This is a genomic window from Arthrobacter sp. FX8, assembly GCF_026723805.1.
GTDB lineage: Bacteria > Actinomycetota > Actinomycetes > Actinomycetales > Micrococcaceae > Arthrobacter.
The window spans coordinates 1697668-1712765 of sequence record NZ_CP113505.1; the positions used below are offsets into that span (position 1 = coordinate 1697668).

Sequence of the window (15098 nt, forward strand, 5' to 3'; positions counted from 1 at the left end):
TCAGGGCGACGGCAACCGGTAGATTCGGGCGTCGGCGTTACTGAATATGAGCTCCACGCCCCCTTGGGCCTTTAGCCAGTCTTCCAATTCCTTGGAGTTGCGTTCGGTGCTCTGGCCCTGGAGCTCGAGGCTTGCCTCTGTTGACCGCATGAGCAGCACGAAGGCGCCGGCAGGGTTGTGCCGGCCGTAGTTATAGAAGATTGGGCCGCAGCTCGCTGCTGACAAGTCCCGCCGGCACAACTCGTCCATGGTCCGGTACCGGTGTTCCAGGTAGGCATCGCTGCGCCATGGTGTTGGGTGGGCAGCGGAAATAATGGCCGCCCCGTGAGGCGCGATCCGCTCCACTTCGGCCACGGCGGCCATCTCACTGTCGGTGAAGATGTCGAACTTCGTATTCCCGAACCTGCTGGTCTCGATCAACAAGGTCAGCAGCAGGAAGGTGGGCACGAGGGCCAACACGGCCAGGAAAGGAAGGCGCGTTCCGCCCTCCCTTGGCAGCAGGGCCGAGGACGCCTGCAGGGCGACGAAGGGCAGCGCGAACAGGGAGACGCGGATGAGCATTTCCCCGCCGTATGACTGCATCGGGAACAGCAGGAGCGGGGTGACTGCAAGCAGGACCACCCGGATGTCAAGCCGCTTCCTACGCCAGTCCCGTACCGCCCCTGCCGCCGCGAGGACCCACAGCACGAGGGTCAGGACCATTCGGACTTTCACTACGAGCGAATGGCCCGGGGTCCCGGTGACGCGGTCAACGACATTAGCCGCAACCGCACCCTGGAATCCTGCGTCCTCAAGGGGCGGGTGTCCAATGAGATAGGCACTTGCCGGGTAAACCAGCCAGAGTACAAGCACCACAGCAGTGATCAGCGGCAGGCGGCTTGACCAGAGACGCCCACTGAGGCTGAGGGCGGCCATGGCAATGAGCATCATGAAGGGCGTCAGCTGGTGGCTTGCACAGATCACAGCGACAAGCAGGAGGGCCACCACGAAAGCGCTCACCCGGTGCTGCGGCCTTTGCTCCCAGGGGGACCGGCCCCGCCACCAAACCGCCAGGTCGGCGGGCCGGAAGCCACGGAAAGTGCCGGGGTTCGCGGCCAATGGTCCGACGAGCAGGGCGATCAGGATGAGGTACAGGAAGAAAGCGAAGGCCTGCGGGGACAGATAGTCCTGGTCCTGCCAGTTCCCCAGGCAAAAAAGCCAGAGCACCAGCCAACGCCGTCGCGGATCAGCGGTCAAGGTCCGGGTAAGCACTGCCAGGGCCATGAGCCACAGCCCAACGTCGAACACAGGAGCCCACAGGGCTATGCTCACCGGTTGGAGGCCGGATGCCTTGATGACCGTGGCCAGGAGGGCAAAGAAACCCGGCCAGTTGAAGTACGCGTCAATGTCAGGATCTATGACCTGCGTGCTTGATAGTGCGTCGGCAATGCCCAAATGCCTGAACGCTACTTCGCCCCGCGGTATGTCGGTCACAAACGCTGCGGTCCCAAACAGCTCCACAACCAGCACTGCGAGGAGCCACACCATCACTGCGCGGCCCGCCGGGCCCGGGCGTCCCCCGCAGCGCCGCGATGAAGGTGAGATTGATCAGCACGAGCCCCATCCAGTACGGATAGGGCAGGACGGCAACGAGCCCGAGGTCGCTGTTGACGGGCAGGTCCACGGTGGAGGCCGCCCCTGCGGCGAGCACCAGCGATACGGCACCTGCCAGTGCGAAGACCACATCGCGGGGCCGCAGGCGCCCACCGTTGCGTCCGGGGGCATCGAGCACGGCGGTCATGGTGTCTCCTGCCTGGGGCGCCAGGGCATGGCGGGGATCCTGGGCCCGGCTGCCCCGAAGCCGGGCGAAGGCACTACCGGCGGCGGAGCGCGGCATCTTGGTCCTCACGCTGCCCGGGTACCGGGAGGACGCGCTCCCGCGCCGCATGCGCCACCATGCCGAAGAATGCAGGATATTGATGTCGCTGTGTAGTGGCAGGGATCTGGACCCCCGCAGGAGTCCGGCCCGGCAGTAAGCCTGGCTGTGACGTGGCACCCGGTGACAGGAGAGGAATGGACAACTGGCTCACCAACCTTGCTTCGTGGCTGGGATGTAGATTCAGCCAACCGGAGATGGCCCCAAAAATGGGACACGTCAGGGCTAATACGGTGGTTGTCCGGTTTACCTGCCCAGAGATCAAGCAGCCCCGACTTCGCCGTAGCTTGGAGCATAACGGCCTGCACATGCGGGCAGCACCAGTACCGGGTACCTAATTTCGCGCCAGGGATACCTACACACGCCCGCAGGGCAGCCCGGTCCGTCAGTCCAACTTCCAGGGTGGGCAGTCCAGGAAAGGCTTAGCAGGGATCCTGGGTGTCCAGCCGCGCCAGCAGGTCCGGCCACGACGCCGCGAATCCGGGGTGCAGCTCCAGTGCGTCCACCTCGGCTGTGGGAATCCAGAGCAGTGCGATGCTTTCGGGATCGCTGATGACGGGCTCGAAGGATTCCCGCACCAGCACCACCACGGTGGTGTAGGACCAGTAGCCGTGGTCCAGCACGGAGGTGAACAGCACTTCCACGCTCTCCGGCGGGACGGCAGCTTCCTCGTAGGCTTCGCGGAGGGCACCGTCGACCGGTTCCTCGCCCTGGTGCAGTGCCCCGCCGGGCAGGCCCCAAGTTCCACCGTTGTGGCTCCAGACGGCGCGGTGCTGCAGCAGCACACCTTTGCCGGGGTCGTAGGCCAGGACGCCGGCCGCGCCGAACCTGCCCCAGTACCGGCCGCGTTCCCCCTCCACCCATGCGTCGCCCGGGTCGCGCGGGCCGGTGCGCGGCGGCGCAGTGGAGGACGTGCTGGCGGACGGAAAGAGATCCATCGCTCCAGTCTGACAGGTGAAGCACCCGCAGGTGAAGCACAGGCGGGCCAGGCGGTGGGGCGGGTCGGGGGCGGGCGGAATCCCGCCGGCCCCGTCAGGTCTTGTTTCCGTGGTCGACGGCGAAATCACCGCCGGGATACATGACGGTTTCATGCCCGTCGTCAAAGCGGACCACATATGGTGGGCTGCCGCCCTCGCCACGGACTTCAAGAATCACCCCATGCCGGTCCGAGGACCCCACGGTCCTGCCGTGCACGACAATACGGTCGCCTTGGGCTGCCTCCATGGCAATCACCTCCCAGCCCCCAGATTACGACTCGTGGCCGCGTGGGAACAGGGCACCATGGCAGGATTCCGGTATGCCGTTGAACCTCATCCTGCTCGCCGATACCCACATACCCAAACGCGCCAGGGACCTGCCGGAACAGGTGTGGTCCGCCGTCGAAAATGCCGATGCCGTATTCCACGCGGGCGACTGGGTGGAGGCAGCCCTGCTGGACGAATTCGAACGCCGGAGCAACCGGCTGCTGGGTGTTTTTGGCAATAACGATGGGCCCGAATTGCGCCGGCGCCTGCCCGAAACGGCAACTGCCAACCTGGACGGAGTCCGCTTTGCGGTGGTCCATGAGACGGGGCCGGCCAAGGGCCGCGAAGTGCGGTGCGATGCGCTCTTTCCCGACGCCGATGTCCTGGTGTTCGGCCACAGCCACATCCCGTGGGACACGGTGTCGCCGAACGGCCTGCGGCTGCTGAACCCCGGGTCGCCTACGGACCGCCGCCGCCAGCCGGCGTGCACGTTCATGGAGGCCACGGTCGACGGCGGTCAGTTGGCCGAGGTCCGGCTGGTCACGGTCCAGCGCGACTGACCCGCCATGCCGCTTGGCATGAGGCCGCCTCTCTGCCTAGGCTAGGAACCGTAAGCATGCTTAGCTTTTTGCTTTCCTGTAACGGCGCAAATCGCGGGCTGCTTCAGTACCCGGGGCGACGAACCAGCCCGTGTCCGCACGACCAGGAGGACCACCATGACTGACCAGTACACCTTCCGCAATCCCGTGACGGCCTACGAAAAAATCTCCCCGCCCAGGCAGCACCAGCCCGAGCCGGGGCTGGATGCAGAACTCGAACCCAAGGCCGACCTGGGCGAGGAGACCTACCGCGGCACCGGCCGGCTGGAAGGCCGCCGGGCCATCGTCACCGGCGCGGACTCCGGCATCGGGGCCGCGACGGCGATCGCCTTTGCAAGGGAAGGCGCCGACGTCGTGCTGTCCTACCTGCCGCAGGAAGAAGCGGACGCCTCGCGCATCGCCGGGATCATTGAAGCGGCCGGCCGCAAGGCCGTCAAGGTGCCCGCTGACCTCAAGGATTCGGCGGCATGCCGCGACCTGGTGGAAACGGCGGTGGCGGTCCTGGGCGGGGTGGATATCCTGGTCAACAATGCCGGGAAACAGGTGGCCCAAGAGGACCTGCAGGACATTTCCGACGAGCAGTTCGACTACACCCTGAAGACCAATGTCTATGCGATGTTCTGGGTGACCAAGGCCGCCGTGCCGCATATGCCTGCGGGTTCGACCATCATCAACACCACGTCCATCCAGGCCTACAACCCGTCCCCCACCCTGGTGGACTATGCCACCACCAAGGCGGGCATCAACAACTTCACCAAGGGCCTGGCCCAGCAGCTCGCGCCCAAGGGCATCCGGGTGAACGCTGTGGCCCCCGGCCCCATCTGGACGCCCCTGCAGGTCAGCAGCGGCCAGCCCAAGGAGCAGCTGCCGGAGTTCGGCCAGTCCACGCCCCTGGGCCGCGCCGGCCAGCCCGCCGAACTGGCCCCCGCCTACGTCTTCCTGGCGTCGCCGGAGTCCAGCTACGTCGTGGGCGAAACGCTGAACGTCAACGGCGGCAGCCCCACGCCCTAGCAGCCAGCCGCGCTCCGGCTGCCCCGGTCCGTGTGGTCAGCCGGCTGCGTCCTGCGCCGCCAGGAGCTCGTCGGTGGCAGGGTCCGGCTCGCCGTTGAAGAACTGGGCCAGGACAGTCTTGAACACTGTTTCTCCGGGTGCTGCCCGGAGGAACAGTGTCATGGAGGATCGGAGTTTCCTGGCGTCGATGCCACCGAAGATGTCCTCGGCCGGCTGGTCGGCATGGTTGGCCAGGACCGTGGCACACTCGAGAAGCCGCGGGCCCAGGACTTCGTGGTCCAGGTAGGCCCGGGCTTCAGCCAGTGAAGAGATGGCGTATTTACGTGACATGGCGCTCTGCCCCAGCCCGGCAATTTGCGGGAAGATGAACCACATCCAGTGCCCGGACTTCCGGCCGACCTGCAGCTCCCCCAACGCCTGGTCATAGGTTCCGCCGGTGTTTTGGGCGGCAACAAATCGCCCAAGATCAAACGGCTCATTCATGTGGATCTCCTTCATTCGTCCGCTTTTAGAAAGTCAGTTCCTTCATGAGGGCAGCGGCCGCCGCCTGAAGATGGGCGTCCGGGTCCCCGCTCCACCGTTCCACCACACCGCGGGCCCGCTGCCGTTCACGCTCCCCCAGCCCTGCCAGCAGCGGCATCAGGACATCGGAGAGCAGGGGCGCGGTCAGATCCGCTGTGTGGGCGGAGCGGAGGAAGCCTTCCAGCCGGGTCAGGTCCGAATGCTGCAGGAGCCGCACCCGTGACTGCAGCAGCACCACGGCGGCAAGGCGGCGCTCGAAAACCGGGCGGGAGCCGGGCCCCGGCTGTCCCCAGAGGGCAGAGGCCAGCATCACGGTTGCGTCGTGGTCCAGGTCCTTGAATTTGCGCAGGGCGTCGCGCACGGTTCCACGGACGGCGCCCACGGAGGAACCATACGAGGCCAGCACACCGCCCAGGCGGTGCGCGACGTCGTCCGCGCGGTACCAGGCGCCCTCATTCTGGAGGGTACGGTCAACAAATTCCGCCGCAGCGGACACCACGTCCGCTGTGCCGGTCACCGCGCGCGCCCCGCGGAGGCGTGGTGGATGCAGAACGGGGTCCAGGGCCGGGCTTCCAGCCTGCCCTCGGCGATGGGTTCCCCGCACACCGCACAGATGCCATAGGTCCCCGCGGCCAGCCGGGCCAGGGCAGCTTCAATCTGGTCCAGCCCCGCCGAGCTTTGTTTCAGCAGCGCCGATGCCTGTGACAGCTCGAAGGCGATCGTGGCGCCCTCCGGATCGTGTTCGTCGTCGACGTTGGAGTCCTGGCGGGCCGAATTCGCAGCGTCGATGTCCGCCCGCAGCGCCGGCAGCAGCGCCATCCGCCGCGTCCGCTCCTCTTCGAGCAGTGCACGGAACCGTTCGAAATCTGGCATGGGGAAAGCCTAGCGCGTCAGTCAGTACCAGTTCAGGGATACGGAATGGTTCCATGCCCCGCAGGGCGACCCGTAGCGGTCACGGATGTAGCCCAGGCCCCATTCGATCTGCGTCCGGTAGCTGGTCAGCCAGTCGCTCCCGGCGCTGGCATACTTGCCGGGCGGCAGTGCCTGGGCAATTCCGTAGGCCCCGGACCACGCGTTGGTGGCGGTGGTCAGCCAGTTGGATTCCTTGGTCCACAACTGGGCCAGGCACAGGAACTGGTCCTGGCCCCAGCCGAAAGCGGCAAGGCGTCCGGACGCGTAGCTTTTCGCCCCTGCCGGATCGTTGACCGCTCCGCCGGGAATGGAAGGCACGACGACGGCGGGCGGGCTGGGCAGGGCCGGCTCGGCTGGCGGCGCCTCCGGAACGGAAGGGACAGGGTTGGCCGGCGGAGGGTTGGCCGGGACAGGAGTGGCAGGGGCTGGATTCACCGGGACAGGATTGCCGCCCACGGCGGCTGGGGCGGCTGGTGCGGGCGGCCCGGGCTGCTGGGCGGCCGCCGCGGCGGCCCTGGCGGCCGCTTCGGCCTGGCGGCGGGCCTGCTCCTCCGCTGCGGCGCGCTTGGCCGCCTGGGCCGCCTCGTAGGCAGCCAGCGCAGCCTGGCCTTGGCGGTACTCCCCTCAAGCGCCGCCGTCGTCCCTTTCAGGGCGGCAAGCTGGGCCGTTAGCTCGCCGCCGTGCCGCTGCTCCTCGGCCACCTGCCGTGCCAGTGCGTCCCTGGCGGAACTGGCTGCCCCGGCTTTTGCCTTTGCCTCCCCGGACAGGCGCTCCCGTTCGCTCCTGGCAACCTTTTCCTGTTCCACCAGGGCAGCGGATACCTTTCCGGCCGCCGCCGCCTTGACCACCAACGCGGCCGTCTTGTCCCCCACGAGCTTGACGAGGTTGAGGCCCTGGACGCTGTTGGTCCCCAGGGCGTCCAGCGCCACGAAGAACCCGGCGTTGGTCCCGCCTGTCTTGTACGACTGCACGGCCAGGGCCCCGAGGTCCTTCCGGTACCGGGCCACTTCGTCGTTTGCGCGGGCGGCCCGTGCGGACAGGGTTTCCAGGCGTGATGTGGCCGACTGGAGCTCTGCATCCGCGGCAGCGTATTCGGCGGCCGACCGTACGGCTGCGTCCCCGGCTGCCTCCGACTGCGCCTGCAGGCCGGTCAAGAGCGCGTCGATGGTGGCAATTTCTGCAGCTTTTGCCGCTTCGGACGACTGCGCCTGCTGCACATCCGACCAGGAGGGATATCCGCCGGGCGGCGGCTCCTCCGCTGCGGCCGGCAGCACGGTGGCGGCGGCCAGGGCGATGGCCAGCACGCCACCGAGGAGCGGGATCCCTCGGCTGGTCACGAACAGGGGCATAGTCCCGAAGCTTACCGTCCGGCGCGGCCCCCGAGGGCGCGTCCGTGGCCACATTGTTACCGTTTCCAGCGATAAAGACCCTGCCTGCATTGGTCGAGGTCACCGCCCGAAATGCGAAGTACATCAAGACGTTTGCGCAATTGAGAGGGGAGCCTCGTATGTTATCCAAATGTGACAATCGGGGGCAGCGCGGGTTATGGTCGTTTGGTGTCCCTCTCAGACGGGACATTCCCGTCAGCATGCCGAGCCCTGCCGCTGATCATGGGATTCAACCGCTTTCCGTTTGGCAGGGACGGGGGAACCAAGTTTCTACGGCCACATGTGGCCTTGGGGTTAAGTCGTTAGCGCCTCCGCCCGCGGAGCCAGCTACCGGCCGGGTATCTCCAGCCCGAACCCGACAGCTCACCCCGCAGGCATGGGAGAGGCGATCAACTGTGTCAAAAATTTCCACCACTGCCCGTCACCGCGCGACTCCGGCCCGCTCCATTGTGCTCGAGGGCCTCGCCGTAACCGCCAAGTCCCAGGCCCGTTCGCTGGGCCGTCCGGCGCTTGCCGTTGCTGCAGCGTCCGGTATTGCCTTTGGCGTCGGAGCCCCGGCCCATGCAGGTGTCACCGGCCCGGACACCACTGAGAACACCAGCGTCCAGGCATACTCCGCACCTGCCCCGGCAGCAGCACCCGCCGCAGCAGCAGGAACCGTCCACACGGTGGTGTCCGGCGACACCATCGGGGCCATCGCGGCCGCCCATGGCGTCAGCCTCAACGACGTCCTGGCCGCCAACGGACTGGGACTGTCCTCCATCATCTACCCCGGTGACCAGATCCAGATCCCCGGCGCTGGCCACACCGCAGCCCCGGCGCCGGCAGCAGCTCCCGTCCAGACGGCAGCCGCAACCGCACCGGCAAACACCGGCATGAACATGTCCTACGCCTCAGCCGCCCCGGCGGCGTCCACCGGCACCGGGACCGGCGCTGCCATCCTGGCATCCGCTTACAGCCAGGTCGGCGTGAACCAGGACTGCACCGCAATGGTTGAGAAGGCCCTGCGCTCCGTCGGCAAGTCCGTCGGCGACCTGGCCCCGACGCAGTTCTTCCAGTACGGAACCGTCGTCGGCGCTCCCGCCCCCGGCGACCTGATCATCACCTCCGGCCACGTGGGCGTGTACGCCGGCAACGGCCAGGTTGTGAGCGGCGGCGTCAACGGCTACAGCACCGAGGTCCACTCCATCAGCTGGCTCGGCGGCTACTCCGCAGTCCGCGTAGCCTAGCCTTCGCAACGCTTTGGCAGCAGCAGGCTGGTATTAAACAGAAAAGCTGTTCTTAGACAGGAGGGCGGCAGCCGGGTATTCCCGGCTGCCGCCCTCCTGTCATTTCCGCACCGTACCGCTGAGGCAGTCACGTCCCGCAGAAGGTCATGTAGGTGCCGAAATCCTCAGGGGCACCTTCGGCGTAGCGTTCCAGGCCCGGCCGCTCGGCGAAGGGGCTGCCGACGGCCTCGAGCAACTGCTGCAGGGGAGCCAGGTTTCCGTCAGTGGCGGCGGACAGCGCCTCTTCCACGAGGTGGTTCCGCGGAACATAGGCAGGGTTCACGCTGTCCATCAGTTCCGCGTCGGGCCCCAGGGCCTGCCACCGCTCCGCCCAGGCGTCGAACGCTGCAAGGTCCCGGACCATGCCGCGCACGGGACGGAGGTCCCCCCGCGCGGCCTTGCCCAGGTTCCGGAAGAACAAGGTGTAGTCCACTGGCCCGTCCTTCAGGATGGCAATGGCACCGTCCACCAGGGCGGAGGCGGCGTCGCTGTCGGCATCTCCCGACAGGCCCAGCTTGGCCTTCATGCCGCCGGACCACGCCTGGCTGTACTGTCCGCGGAATCCGCCAAGTACCTCCACCGCGGGGGCAACCGCCTTTTCCTGGTCCCCGTCGATCAGCGGCAGCATTGCCTCCGCCAGCCGTGCAAGGTTCCATTCGGCCAGCACCGGCTGGTTGGCGTAGGCGTAGCGTCCGCTGACGTCGATGGAACTGTAGACAGCGGCCGGATTGAACGCATCCATGAACGCGCACGGGCCGTAGTCGATGGTTTCCCCTGAGATGGTCATATTGTCCGTATTCATGACCCCGTGCACGAACCCCACCAGCATCCACCGGGCCACCAGGTCCGCCTGGGCGGAGACCACCGAGGCGAACAACTCCAGGTAGGGGTTTGGGGCGCCGGCAGCGTGCGGGTAATGCCTGCCGATGGCGAAATCCGCCAGCCGCTTCAGGAGCTCGAAGTTTTCCGTGGCCCGCGCGTACTGTAAGCTGCCGACGCGCAGGTGGCTGCCGGCAACGCGCGCCAGGACCGCACCCGGCAGCACGCCGTCACGCCTGACCTGCCGGCCAGTTGCCACGACCGCGAGCGAGCGGGTGGTGGGAATGTGCAGGGCGTGCATGGCTTCACTGACCACGTACTCACGGAGCATGGGCCCGACGACGGCACGTCCGTCCCCGGCGCGGGCAAACGGCGTGCGCCCCGAGCCTTTGAGATGGAGGTCCAGGAGGCGGCCGCCTTTGTCCGTGACCTCACCAAGCAGCAGGGCGCGTCCGTCGCCAAGCAGCGGAGAGTAGCCGCCGAACTGGTGGCCCGCGTAGGCCTGCGCCACCGGGGTGGCGCCCGCCGGAACGTGGTTGCCCACCAGGAGCCGCACCCCTTCGGGACTGCGAAGGTACCCTGGGTCCAGGCCCAGGTCGCGTGCGAGCCTGTCGTTCAGGACCAGGAGCTCGGGGCTGGGGGCTTCCTCGGCCTGCCAGGGAACGGCGAGTTCCGACAGTTCCCGGGCGAAACGGCCGTCAAAAGTGACCGTGGATTCAGCTGCTGCCGTCATGGCTTAACCCTATCGCCGTAGTTCCGCCCGCTGCTTCCCGTGCCGGTTGCCGGCGGCGGGGAACGGCAATGTGCTGCAGGTCCTCAGCGGCAATGACCGTGGTTCCCGGAGCCTGCGCCCGTGCCTGCTCCGCGAGGTGCGGGACGCCGTCGCCATAGCGTGCGGAGAAGTGGGTGAGCACCAGCATCCGGGACTTCCCGGACGCCGCAAGTTCCCCTGCCTGCCCGGCGGTCAGGTGCAGGTATTGCCGGGCCAGGCCGACGTCGTCGTCACTGAACGTGGACTCGGCCACCAGCAGGTCCGTGCCTGCTGCCAGTTCTTCGGCACCGTGGCACGGTGCGGTATCCATGATGAAAGCGAAGCGCTGGCCCGGCCTGGGAATACTGACCTCTTCCAGCCTGGCCGCTCCGAGGACCCCTTCGCGCTGCAGCAGGCCCACGTCGGGCCCTTCGATGCCCGCCGCCCGCAGCCTCTCCGGCAGGAACGTGCGGCCATCTGGCTCGGTGAGCAGGTAGCCGTATGTCTCGATGCGGTGATTGAGGGGCCGGACCTCAAGCCTGTCCGCCACGGCACCGGCGCCGCCATGTGGATGGAGCCTCACGTCAAGCCCGGGCGGGCTGAGACCCACCAGGGCCCTGACCACCTGGTCACCGGACGCCGGATAATGCAGGTGGACCGGGTGCGCCACGCCGTCCAAAACCATCCGGGAGAGCACCCCGGGAAGGCCGAAGCAATGGTCCCCGTGCACGTGCGTAAGGCAGATCCTGGTGATGGCGCCCGCCGCCACTCCCGCATGGATCATCTGGCGCTGGGTACCCTCGCCGGGATCGAAAAGCAGCCCTTCGCCGTCCCAGCGCAGGAAGTAGCCGTTGTGGTTGCGGGTCCGCGTGGGAACCTGGGACGCAGTGCCCAGCACTACGAGTTCACGCACCGTTGGAATCTGACGCTGCAAGCAACCCTTTGGCGTAGGCGGCCTGGCCGCCGTGCTGAAGGCAGTCCCCCAGGATGCTGACCAGCCGCACGCCCAGGGTGACGGGCGGATCCCAGCGCCTGTCGACCACACGGTCCAGGTCGGAATCCCCGATACCTTCCAGGACCCTGGCAGTCTGCCGGTGAACGGCCAGGTAATACTCCCGCAGGAGTTCCCGGGGCGCGCGGACTGCGTCCACCTGCTGGCTTGAGTGGCCGTAGCCCGTATCACTGTCCGCCAGCGGGAGCCCGAAGCGGGTTACGAATCCTTCGGCCTTCCAGACCTGCTCCAATCCCGAGGCGGACGCAACCTGCGCATCTTCCACCCGTCCCATGTGCCAGACCAGCCAGGCGATGGAATTGCCTTGGCCTGCAGGACGCAGCTGCAGCTGCTCCTCATCCAGCCCGTCCAGTACCTGCCCCACCAGGCCGGGGAGGCGGTCAAACGCCTCGAGCAACAACTCCTTGGAGTGCATGGGTCTCCTTCCCTGCGGACCGGGCCCGGGCGCACCCGGCCCCGGGATTGCTAGCGTTCCAGGTCGTCCGGCTCAAACTCACTAAGGGGCGAGCCGCCAAAGTTTTCCTCGTCGTCGCTTGCGTCTGCTTCCAGGCCGGTGGGATTCCCGCCGAAATCGACGTCGGCTGCTGCTTCACCCAGCGTGGGTGTGTCCGGCGGAACCTGCTCATCGCCGGAGCGGTACCGGGCCTCCGCGCTTTCGTCCCGCAGCGTCTGGTCACTCAGGAAGTCCTGCTCCTCCCCCGAGACTGCTTCGTCCTGCAGCAGCGGGTCCTCTTGCCAGCGGTCCGGATTGTTCTCTGCAGCCCCGGGGTAGCTGTCAGGTTCCCCGTTGACGGGATCGAGCTCCAGTGACGATGCCGCGCCGGGAGTCTCGTCGAGAAGAACGTCGTCTTCCTGCACAACTTCCAACTCATCGTCGGGGACGTTCTGTTCAGTCATGATGATGCCTTTCTCATGGGCTCCGGGCGGATAATAGTAAGCATACTGAGGAACGGTATGCCTGTGAACAGCCACCGCATTTCCGTCCCAAGCGGACAAACGGCGGTTCCCGGCCGCGCGCCAAGGCCGCAGGGCGGCCTGAACAGCGCTTCCGTGACTTTTGGCCCTAGAGTGCCGGTGGCGGCGGGGCCAGTCTTGAAAGGCAGGAAGACCAGTTCAAGACGACCAGGAAGTGCGGCCATGACATCCCAGAAACCCATCGCTGTGGGCACCAACGACTCAGCGCAAAGCCAGGCCGCGGTCCTGTGGGCGGCCCGCCGCGCCCACCGGACGCACCTGCCGCTGGTGATCCTCCACGTCGTCGACGACCGGTGGGTAGCTGAACCCTACCCCTGGTTTGGAACCCTCCAGCAGGCCGGCGAGGAACTGCTCAAGACCGCCGCCGGCAGGCTCGAAGGAACCGTGACGGTCACGCCGACTACGGAACTGCTCACCGGAAGCGTGGGCGGCCAGCTGGCCAAGTATTCGAAGAAGACCTCGATGATGGTCATCGGCTCCGGCAGCGGGCACCTTGGCGGGGCCCTCGCCGACCGCGCACTCCAGGTGGCGACCGCCGCCAAAGTCCCTGTCGCCGTCGTCGGGACCCAGGACCTCGAAGGCAGGTCCGGTGTGGTGGTCGGCGTTGACGGGTCTGCCGAGGCAACGCGGGCCGTCGCCTTCGCCGCGGCCGAGGCCGACCGCGAGGAGACGAACTCACCGTCGTTTATGCCGTCAATGCGCCCGACCCCATCATCGACGCCGGCCTGACGCCGGGGGCGCTCGCGGACCTCATCGTGGACGAAGAACGCGTCGTGCTCTCCGAAACCGTGGCCGGGCTCAAGGAAGACTACCCGGACCTGACCGTGCACCAGCGGCTCGACAGGGAAAAACGCGGTGGACGCCCTTGTCGAGGCCGCCGCCGGGGCACGGCTGCTTGTGGTGGGCAGCCGCGGCCGGGGCGCCTTCAAGCGCCTTTTGCTCGGTTCGACCGCACACGGCGTGCTCAGGCACCTCCCGTGCCCCACGATCATTACCCGTACTGACACCGTTCACAGCCCCCTTTAGGCCGCAGCGCCTGCTGGTCCTTCTTCCCGCTCCACATCCTCCCCTACAGCGGAAGGTTCCACGCCATGAAAAAACCCGCCGCCATCATCATGCTGGTCCTCGGCATCCTGATCTCTCTTCCGGGACTGGCCGCGCTGGCGGGAGGAGCCGTGGCATCGGCGGTGGGATCGATCCAGGGGGACGGATACCTGACCTCCGGCACATCCCGTTTTTCCGTCAGTTCCTTTGCCCTCACCTCTCCGCGGGCCGAGGCCATCGGCGAGGATGTGCCGGGCAGGCTTCCTTTCGACATCGGTACCCTGCGGCTGCGGATTGCATCAATGATCCCCGACAAAGCGGTGTTCATTGGCATCGGCCCGCAGGCCGACGTCGAACAGTACCTGTCAGGTGTGCACCACTCGGAGCTGCTGAACATCCGGCAGCGGCCTTTCCGCGCCGAATACCGTGACGTTCCGGGCGGCAACCCCGCATCGCCGCCGGCCGGCCAGCGCTTTTGGACGGCCTCCGTTTCAGGCTCCGGCGAGCAGGAGCTGACGTGGAACATCACCCCGGGCACCTGGGAAGTGGTGGTGATGAATGCCGATGCCTCCTCCGGTGTTGATGTCCAGGCACAGGCCGGCTTCCGCTCAGACCTCATCAGGCCGGCAGCCACAGGCCTGCTGGTGGGCGGCCTCATCGCCCTCGTGATCGGTATTCCCCTCATCGTCTTCGGCGCCATGGGACTGGGCCGGCATGCCGGGCGGTCACCTGTTGGACCATCACCGGGCGGCCCGGCGGTGGCAGGACCGGGGATGGCGGGACCGGGGATGGCGGAACCGGGGATGCAGGCGCCTGGGATGGCCGGACCGGGGATGCAGGCAGTGCCGGCCGCACCCGGAGTGGCACCCCCGCCGCAGCCGTTCACCGTGGCAGCCGAAGACCGCCGCGCCTACCCCGCAAGGCTTTTCGGTGACATCGATCCGGGACTGTCACGATGGATGTGGCTGGTCAAGTGGTTCCTGGCCATACCGCATTTCATCCTTCTCTTCTTCCTCTGGTTTGCGTTCGTCATCACCACCATCGTGGCGGGCTTCGCCATCCTGTTCACCGGCCGGTACCCCAGGGCACTGTTCGACTTCAATGTGGGTGTCATGCGCTGGAACTGGCGGGTGGCCTTCTACGCCTACGCCGCCGTAGGCACCGACCTCTACCCGCCGTTTACGCTCAAGCGCACCAATTATCCTGCGGACTTTGACGTTGACTACCCGGAACGGCTGTCCCGCGGGCTGGTGCTGGTGAAATGGTGGCTCCTCTCGATCCCGCACCTGCTCCTGGTGGCCGCGTTTACCAATACAACGTGGCGGTGGCGGGCGGACAACACCTTCGTTGGCGCCACCTATGAGCAAAGTGCGGGACCGTCCCTGCTGGGACTGCTGGTTCTGGTCGCGGCAGTGATCCTGCTGTTCACCGGCCGCTACCAGCGCCCGCTGTTTGACTTCATCCTCGGCATCGACCGCTGGATCTACCGGGTCCTTGCCTACACAGCGCTGATGCGGGACGAATATCCACCATTCCGGCTGGACCAGGGAGCCACCGAACCTGAATGGCCCGGACCGGTGATTCCGCCGGCCGGGGCACCACCGGCGGGAGCCCCCGCGGCGCCGTGACCTTCGGCCC

17 protein-coding genes, 1 pseudogene and 1 riboswitch are annotated in these 15098 nt (G+C 67.0%); of the genes and pseudogenes, 5 read left to right on the forward strand and 13 right to left on the reverse strand.

The annotated features are described in order from the left end of the window. The 4 genes from OUO20_RS07680 to OUO20_RS07695 form a co-directional block, all read right to left on the reverse strand. Complete coding sequence (locus OUO20_RS07680) at window positions 1-1434, reverse strand: glycosyltransferase (protein WP_268003183.1); 1434 nt, start codon at window positions 1432-1434, stop codon at window positions 1-3. After that, entirely contained in the window at window positions 1388-1780 is a 393-nt protein-coding gene (locus OUO20_RS07685; RefSeq protein ID WP_268003184.1) for a hypothetical protein, read from the reverse strand. The genes OUO20_RS07680 and OUO20_RS07685 overlap by 47 nt, the downstream gene beginning before the upstream one ends. Window positions 1781-2337: 557 nt before the next feature. Continuing rightward, entirely contained in the window at window positions 2338-2853 is a 516-nt protein-coding gene (locus tag OUO20_RS07690; protein ID WP_268003185.1) for an NUDIX domain-containing protein, read from the reverse strand. A 94-nt stretch (window positions 2854-2947) separates the two neighbouring features. Next, window positions 2948-3139, reverse strand: a complete 192-nt coding sequence (locus OUO20_RS07695) for a DUF1918 domain-containing protein (protein ID WP_026265782.1) — start codon at window positions 3137-3139, stop codon at window positions 2948-2950. A 73-nt stretch (window positions 3140-3212) separates the two neighbouring features. On the opposite strand from OUO20_RS07695, the gene OUO20_RS07700 reads away from it, so the two are divergent. Beyond that, window positions 3213-3719 carry a metallophosphoesterase family protein gene (locus OUO20_RS07700; RefSeq protein WP_018769365.1) on the forward strand — a complete coding sequence of 169 codons (507 nt, stop codon included), beginning with the start codon at window positions 3213-3215 and terminating at the stop codon, window positions 3717-3719. A 156-nt stretch (window positions 3720-3875) separates the two neighbouring features. After that, a complete protein-coding gene (locus tag OUO20_RS07705; RefSeq protein ID WP_018769366.1) occupies window positions 3876-4769 on the forward strand; it encodes a glucose 1-dehydrogenase in 894 nt (297 codons plus the stop codon). A 36-nt stretch (window positions 4770-4805) separates the two neighbouring features. On the opposite strand, the gene OUO20_RS07710 is transcribed toward OUO20_RS07705, so the two are convergent. The 5 genes from OUO20_RS07710 to OUO20_RS07730 are packed head-to-tail and all read right to left on the reverse strand — an operon-like array spanning window position 4806 to window position 7540. Further along, a complete protein-coding gene (locus tag OUO20_RS07710; RefSeq protein ID WP_043424958.1) occupies window positions 4806-5252 on the reverse strand; it encodes a DUF1810 domain-containing protein in 447 nt (148 codons plus the stop codon). 25 nt (window positions 5253-5277) lie between these two features. Further along, a complete protein-coding gene (locus tag OUO20_RS07715; protein WP_134164690.1) occupies window positions 5278-5808 on the reverse strand; it encodes a DNA alkylation repair protein in 531 nt (176 codons plus the stop codon). Next, a complete protein-coding gene (locus OUO20_RS07720; protein WP_018769369.1) occupies window positions 5805-6164 on the reverse strand; it encodes a TraR/DksA family transcriptional regulator in 360 nt (119 codons plus the stop codon). Before OUO20_RS07720 ends, OUO20_RS07715 begins: the two co-directional genes overlap by 4 nt. A gap of 21 nt (window positions 6165-6185) precedes the next feature. Continuing rightward, window positions 6186-6638 carry a hypothetical protein gene (locus OUO20_RS07725; protein ID WP_268003186.1) on the reverse strand — a complete coding sequence of 151 codons (453 nt, stop codon included), beginning with the start codon at window positions 6636-6638 and terminating at the stop codon, window positions 6186-6188. Beyond that, window positions 6635-7540 carry a hypothetical protein gene (locus OUO20_RS07730; RefSeq protein ID WP_268003187.1) on the reverse strand — a complete coding sequence of 302 codons (906 nt, stop codon included), beginning with the start codon at window positions 7538-7540 and terminating at the stop codon, window positions 6635-6637. The genes OUO20_RS07725 and OUO20_RS07730 overlap by 4 nt, the downstream gene beginning before the upstream one ends. 272 nt (window positions 7541-7812) lie before the next feature. Next, window positions 7813-7983: riboswitch (cyclic di-AMP (ydaO/yuaA leader) on the forward strand. A 3-nt stretch (window positions 7984-7986) separates the two neighbouring features. On the opposite strand from OUO20_RS07730, the gene OUO20_RS07735 reads away from it, so the two are divergent. Continuing rightward, a complete protein-coding gene (locus OUO20_RS07735; RefSeq protein WP_134164688.1) occupies window positions 7987-8820 on the forward strand; it encodes a C40 family peptidase in 834 nt (277 codons plus the stop codon). 127 nt (window positions 8821-8947) lie between these two features. Here the strand turns inward: OUO20_RS07735 and OUO20_RS07740 are convergent, their stop codons facing one another. From OUO20_RS07740 to OUO20_RS07755, 4 genes are read right to left on the reverse strand one after another with little or no spacing between them, the layout of a single operon-like run. Then, on the reverse strand, window positions 8948-10411 hold the full coding sequence (locus OUO20_RS07740) for a protein adenylyltransferase SelO (protein ID WP_268003189.1): 1464 nt from the start codon (window positions 10409-10411) through the stop codon (window positions 8948-8950). Next, window positions 10395-11342: a ribonuclease Z gene (locus OUO20_RS07745; RefSeq protein ID WP_018769373.1), complete on the reverse strand. Its 948-nt coding sequence runs from the start codon at window positions 11340-11342 to the stop codon at window positions 10395-10397. Before OUO20_RS07745 ends, OUO20_RS07740 begins: the two co-directional genes overlap by 17 nt. Next, window positions 11335-11856 carry a mycothiol transferase gene (locus tag OUO20_RS07750; RefSeq protein ID WP_134164685.1) on the reverse strand — a complete coding sequence of 174 codons (522 nt, stop codon included), beginning with the start codon at window positions 11854-11856 and terminating at the stop codon, window positions 11335-11337. The genes OUO20_RS07745 and OUO20_RS07750 overlap by 8 nt, the downstream gene beginning before the upstream one ends. Before the next feature lie 50 nt (window positions 11857-11906). After that, a complete protein-coding gene (locus OUO20_RS07755) occupies window positions 11907-12338 on the reverse strand; it encodes a hypothetical protein (protein ID WP_018769375.1) in 432 nt (143 codons plus the stop codon). Between the two features lie 240 nt (window positions 12339-12578). Here OUO20_RS07755 and OUO20_RS07760 point away from each other — a divergent pair. Together OUO20_RS07760 and OUO20_RS07765 are read left to right on the forward strand one after the other, a co-directional pair. Further along, window positions 12579-13442: pseudogene (locus OUO20_RS07760) on the forward strand (universal stress protein). Between the two features lie 65 nt (window positions 13443-13507). Then, window positions 13508-15088, forward strand: coding sequence for a DUF4389 domain-containing protein (locus tag OUO20_RS07765; protein ID WP_268003190.1), 1581 nt, complete (start codon window positions 13508-13510; stop codon window positions 15086-15088). The last annotated feature ends 10 nt before the right edge of the window (window positions 15089-15098 follow it).

Excerpts from the sequence above, each read along its gene's own strand:
- OUO20_RS07705 (WP_018769366.1), top strand. The coding sequence starts at position 3,876 with ATGACTGACCAGTACACCTTCCGCAATCCCGTGACGGCCTACGAAAAA.
- OUO20_RS07700 (WP_018769365.1), top strand. The coding sequence starts at position 3,213 with ATGCCGTTGAACCTCATCCTGCTCGCCGATACCCACATACCCAAACGC.
- OUO20_RS07765 (WP_268003190.1), top strand. The coding sequence starts at position 13,508 with ATGAAAAAACCCGCCGCCATCATCATGCTGGTCCTCGGCATCCTGATC.
- OUO20_RS07695 (WP_026265782.1), bottom strand. The coding sequence starts at position 3,139 with ATGGAGGCAGCCCAAGGCGACCGTATTGTCGTGCACGGCAGGACCGTG.
- OUO20_RS07710 (WP_043424958.1), bottom strand. The coding sequence starts at position 5,252 with ATGAATGAGCCGTTTGATCTTGGGCGATTTGTTGCCGCCCAAAACACC.
- OUO20_RS07720 (WP_018769369.1), bottom strand. The coding sequence starts at position 6,164 with ATGCCAGATTTCGAACGGTTCCGTGCACTGCTCGAAGAGGAGCGGACG.
- OUO20_RS07750 (WP_134164685.1), bottom strand. The coding sequence starts at position 11,856 with ATGCACTCCAAGGAGTTGTTGCTCGAGGCGTTTGACCGCCTCCCCGGC.
- OUO20_RS07685 (WP_268003184.1), bottom strand. The coding sequence starts at position 1,780 with ATGACCGCCGTGCTCGATGCCCCCGGACGCAACGGTGGGCGCCTGCGG.
- OUO20_RS07740 (WP_268003189.1), bottom strand. The coding sequence starts at position 10,411 with ATGACGGCAGCAGCTGAATCCACGGTCACTTTTGACGGCCGTTTCGCC.
- OUO20_RS07755 (WP_018769375.1), bottom strand. The coding sequence starts at position 12,338 with ATGACTGAACAGAACGTCCCCGACGATGAGTTGGAAGTTGTGCAGGAA.
- OUO20_RS07690 (WP_268003185.1), bottom strand. The coding sequence starts at position 2,853 with ATGGATCTCTTTCCGTCCGCCAGCACGTCCTCCACTGCGCCGCCGCGC.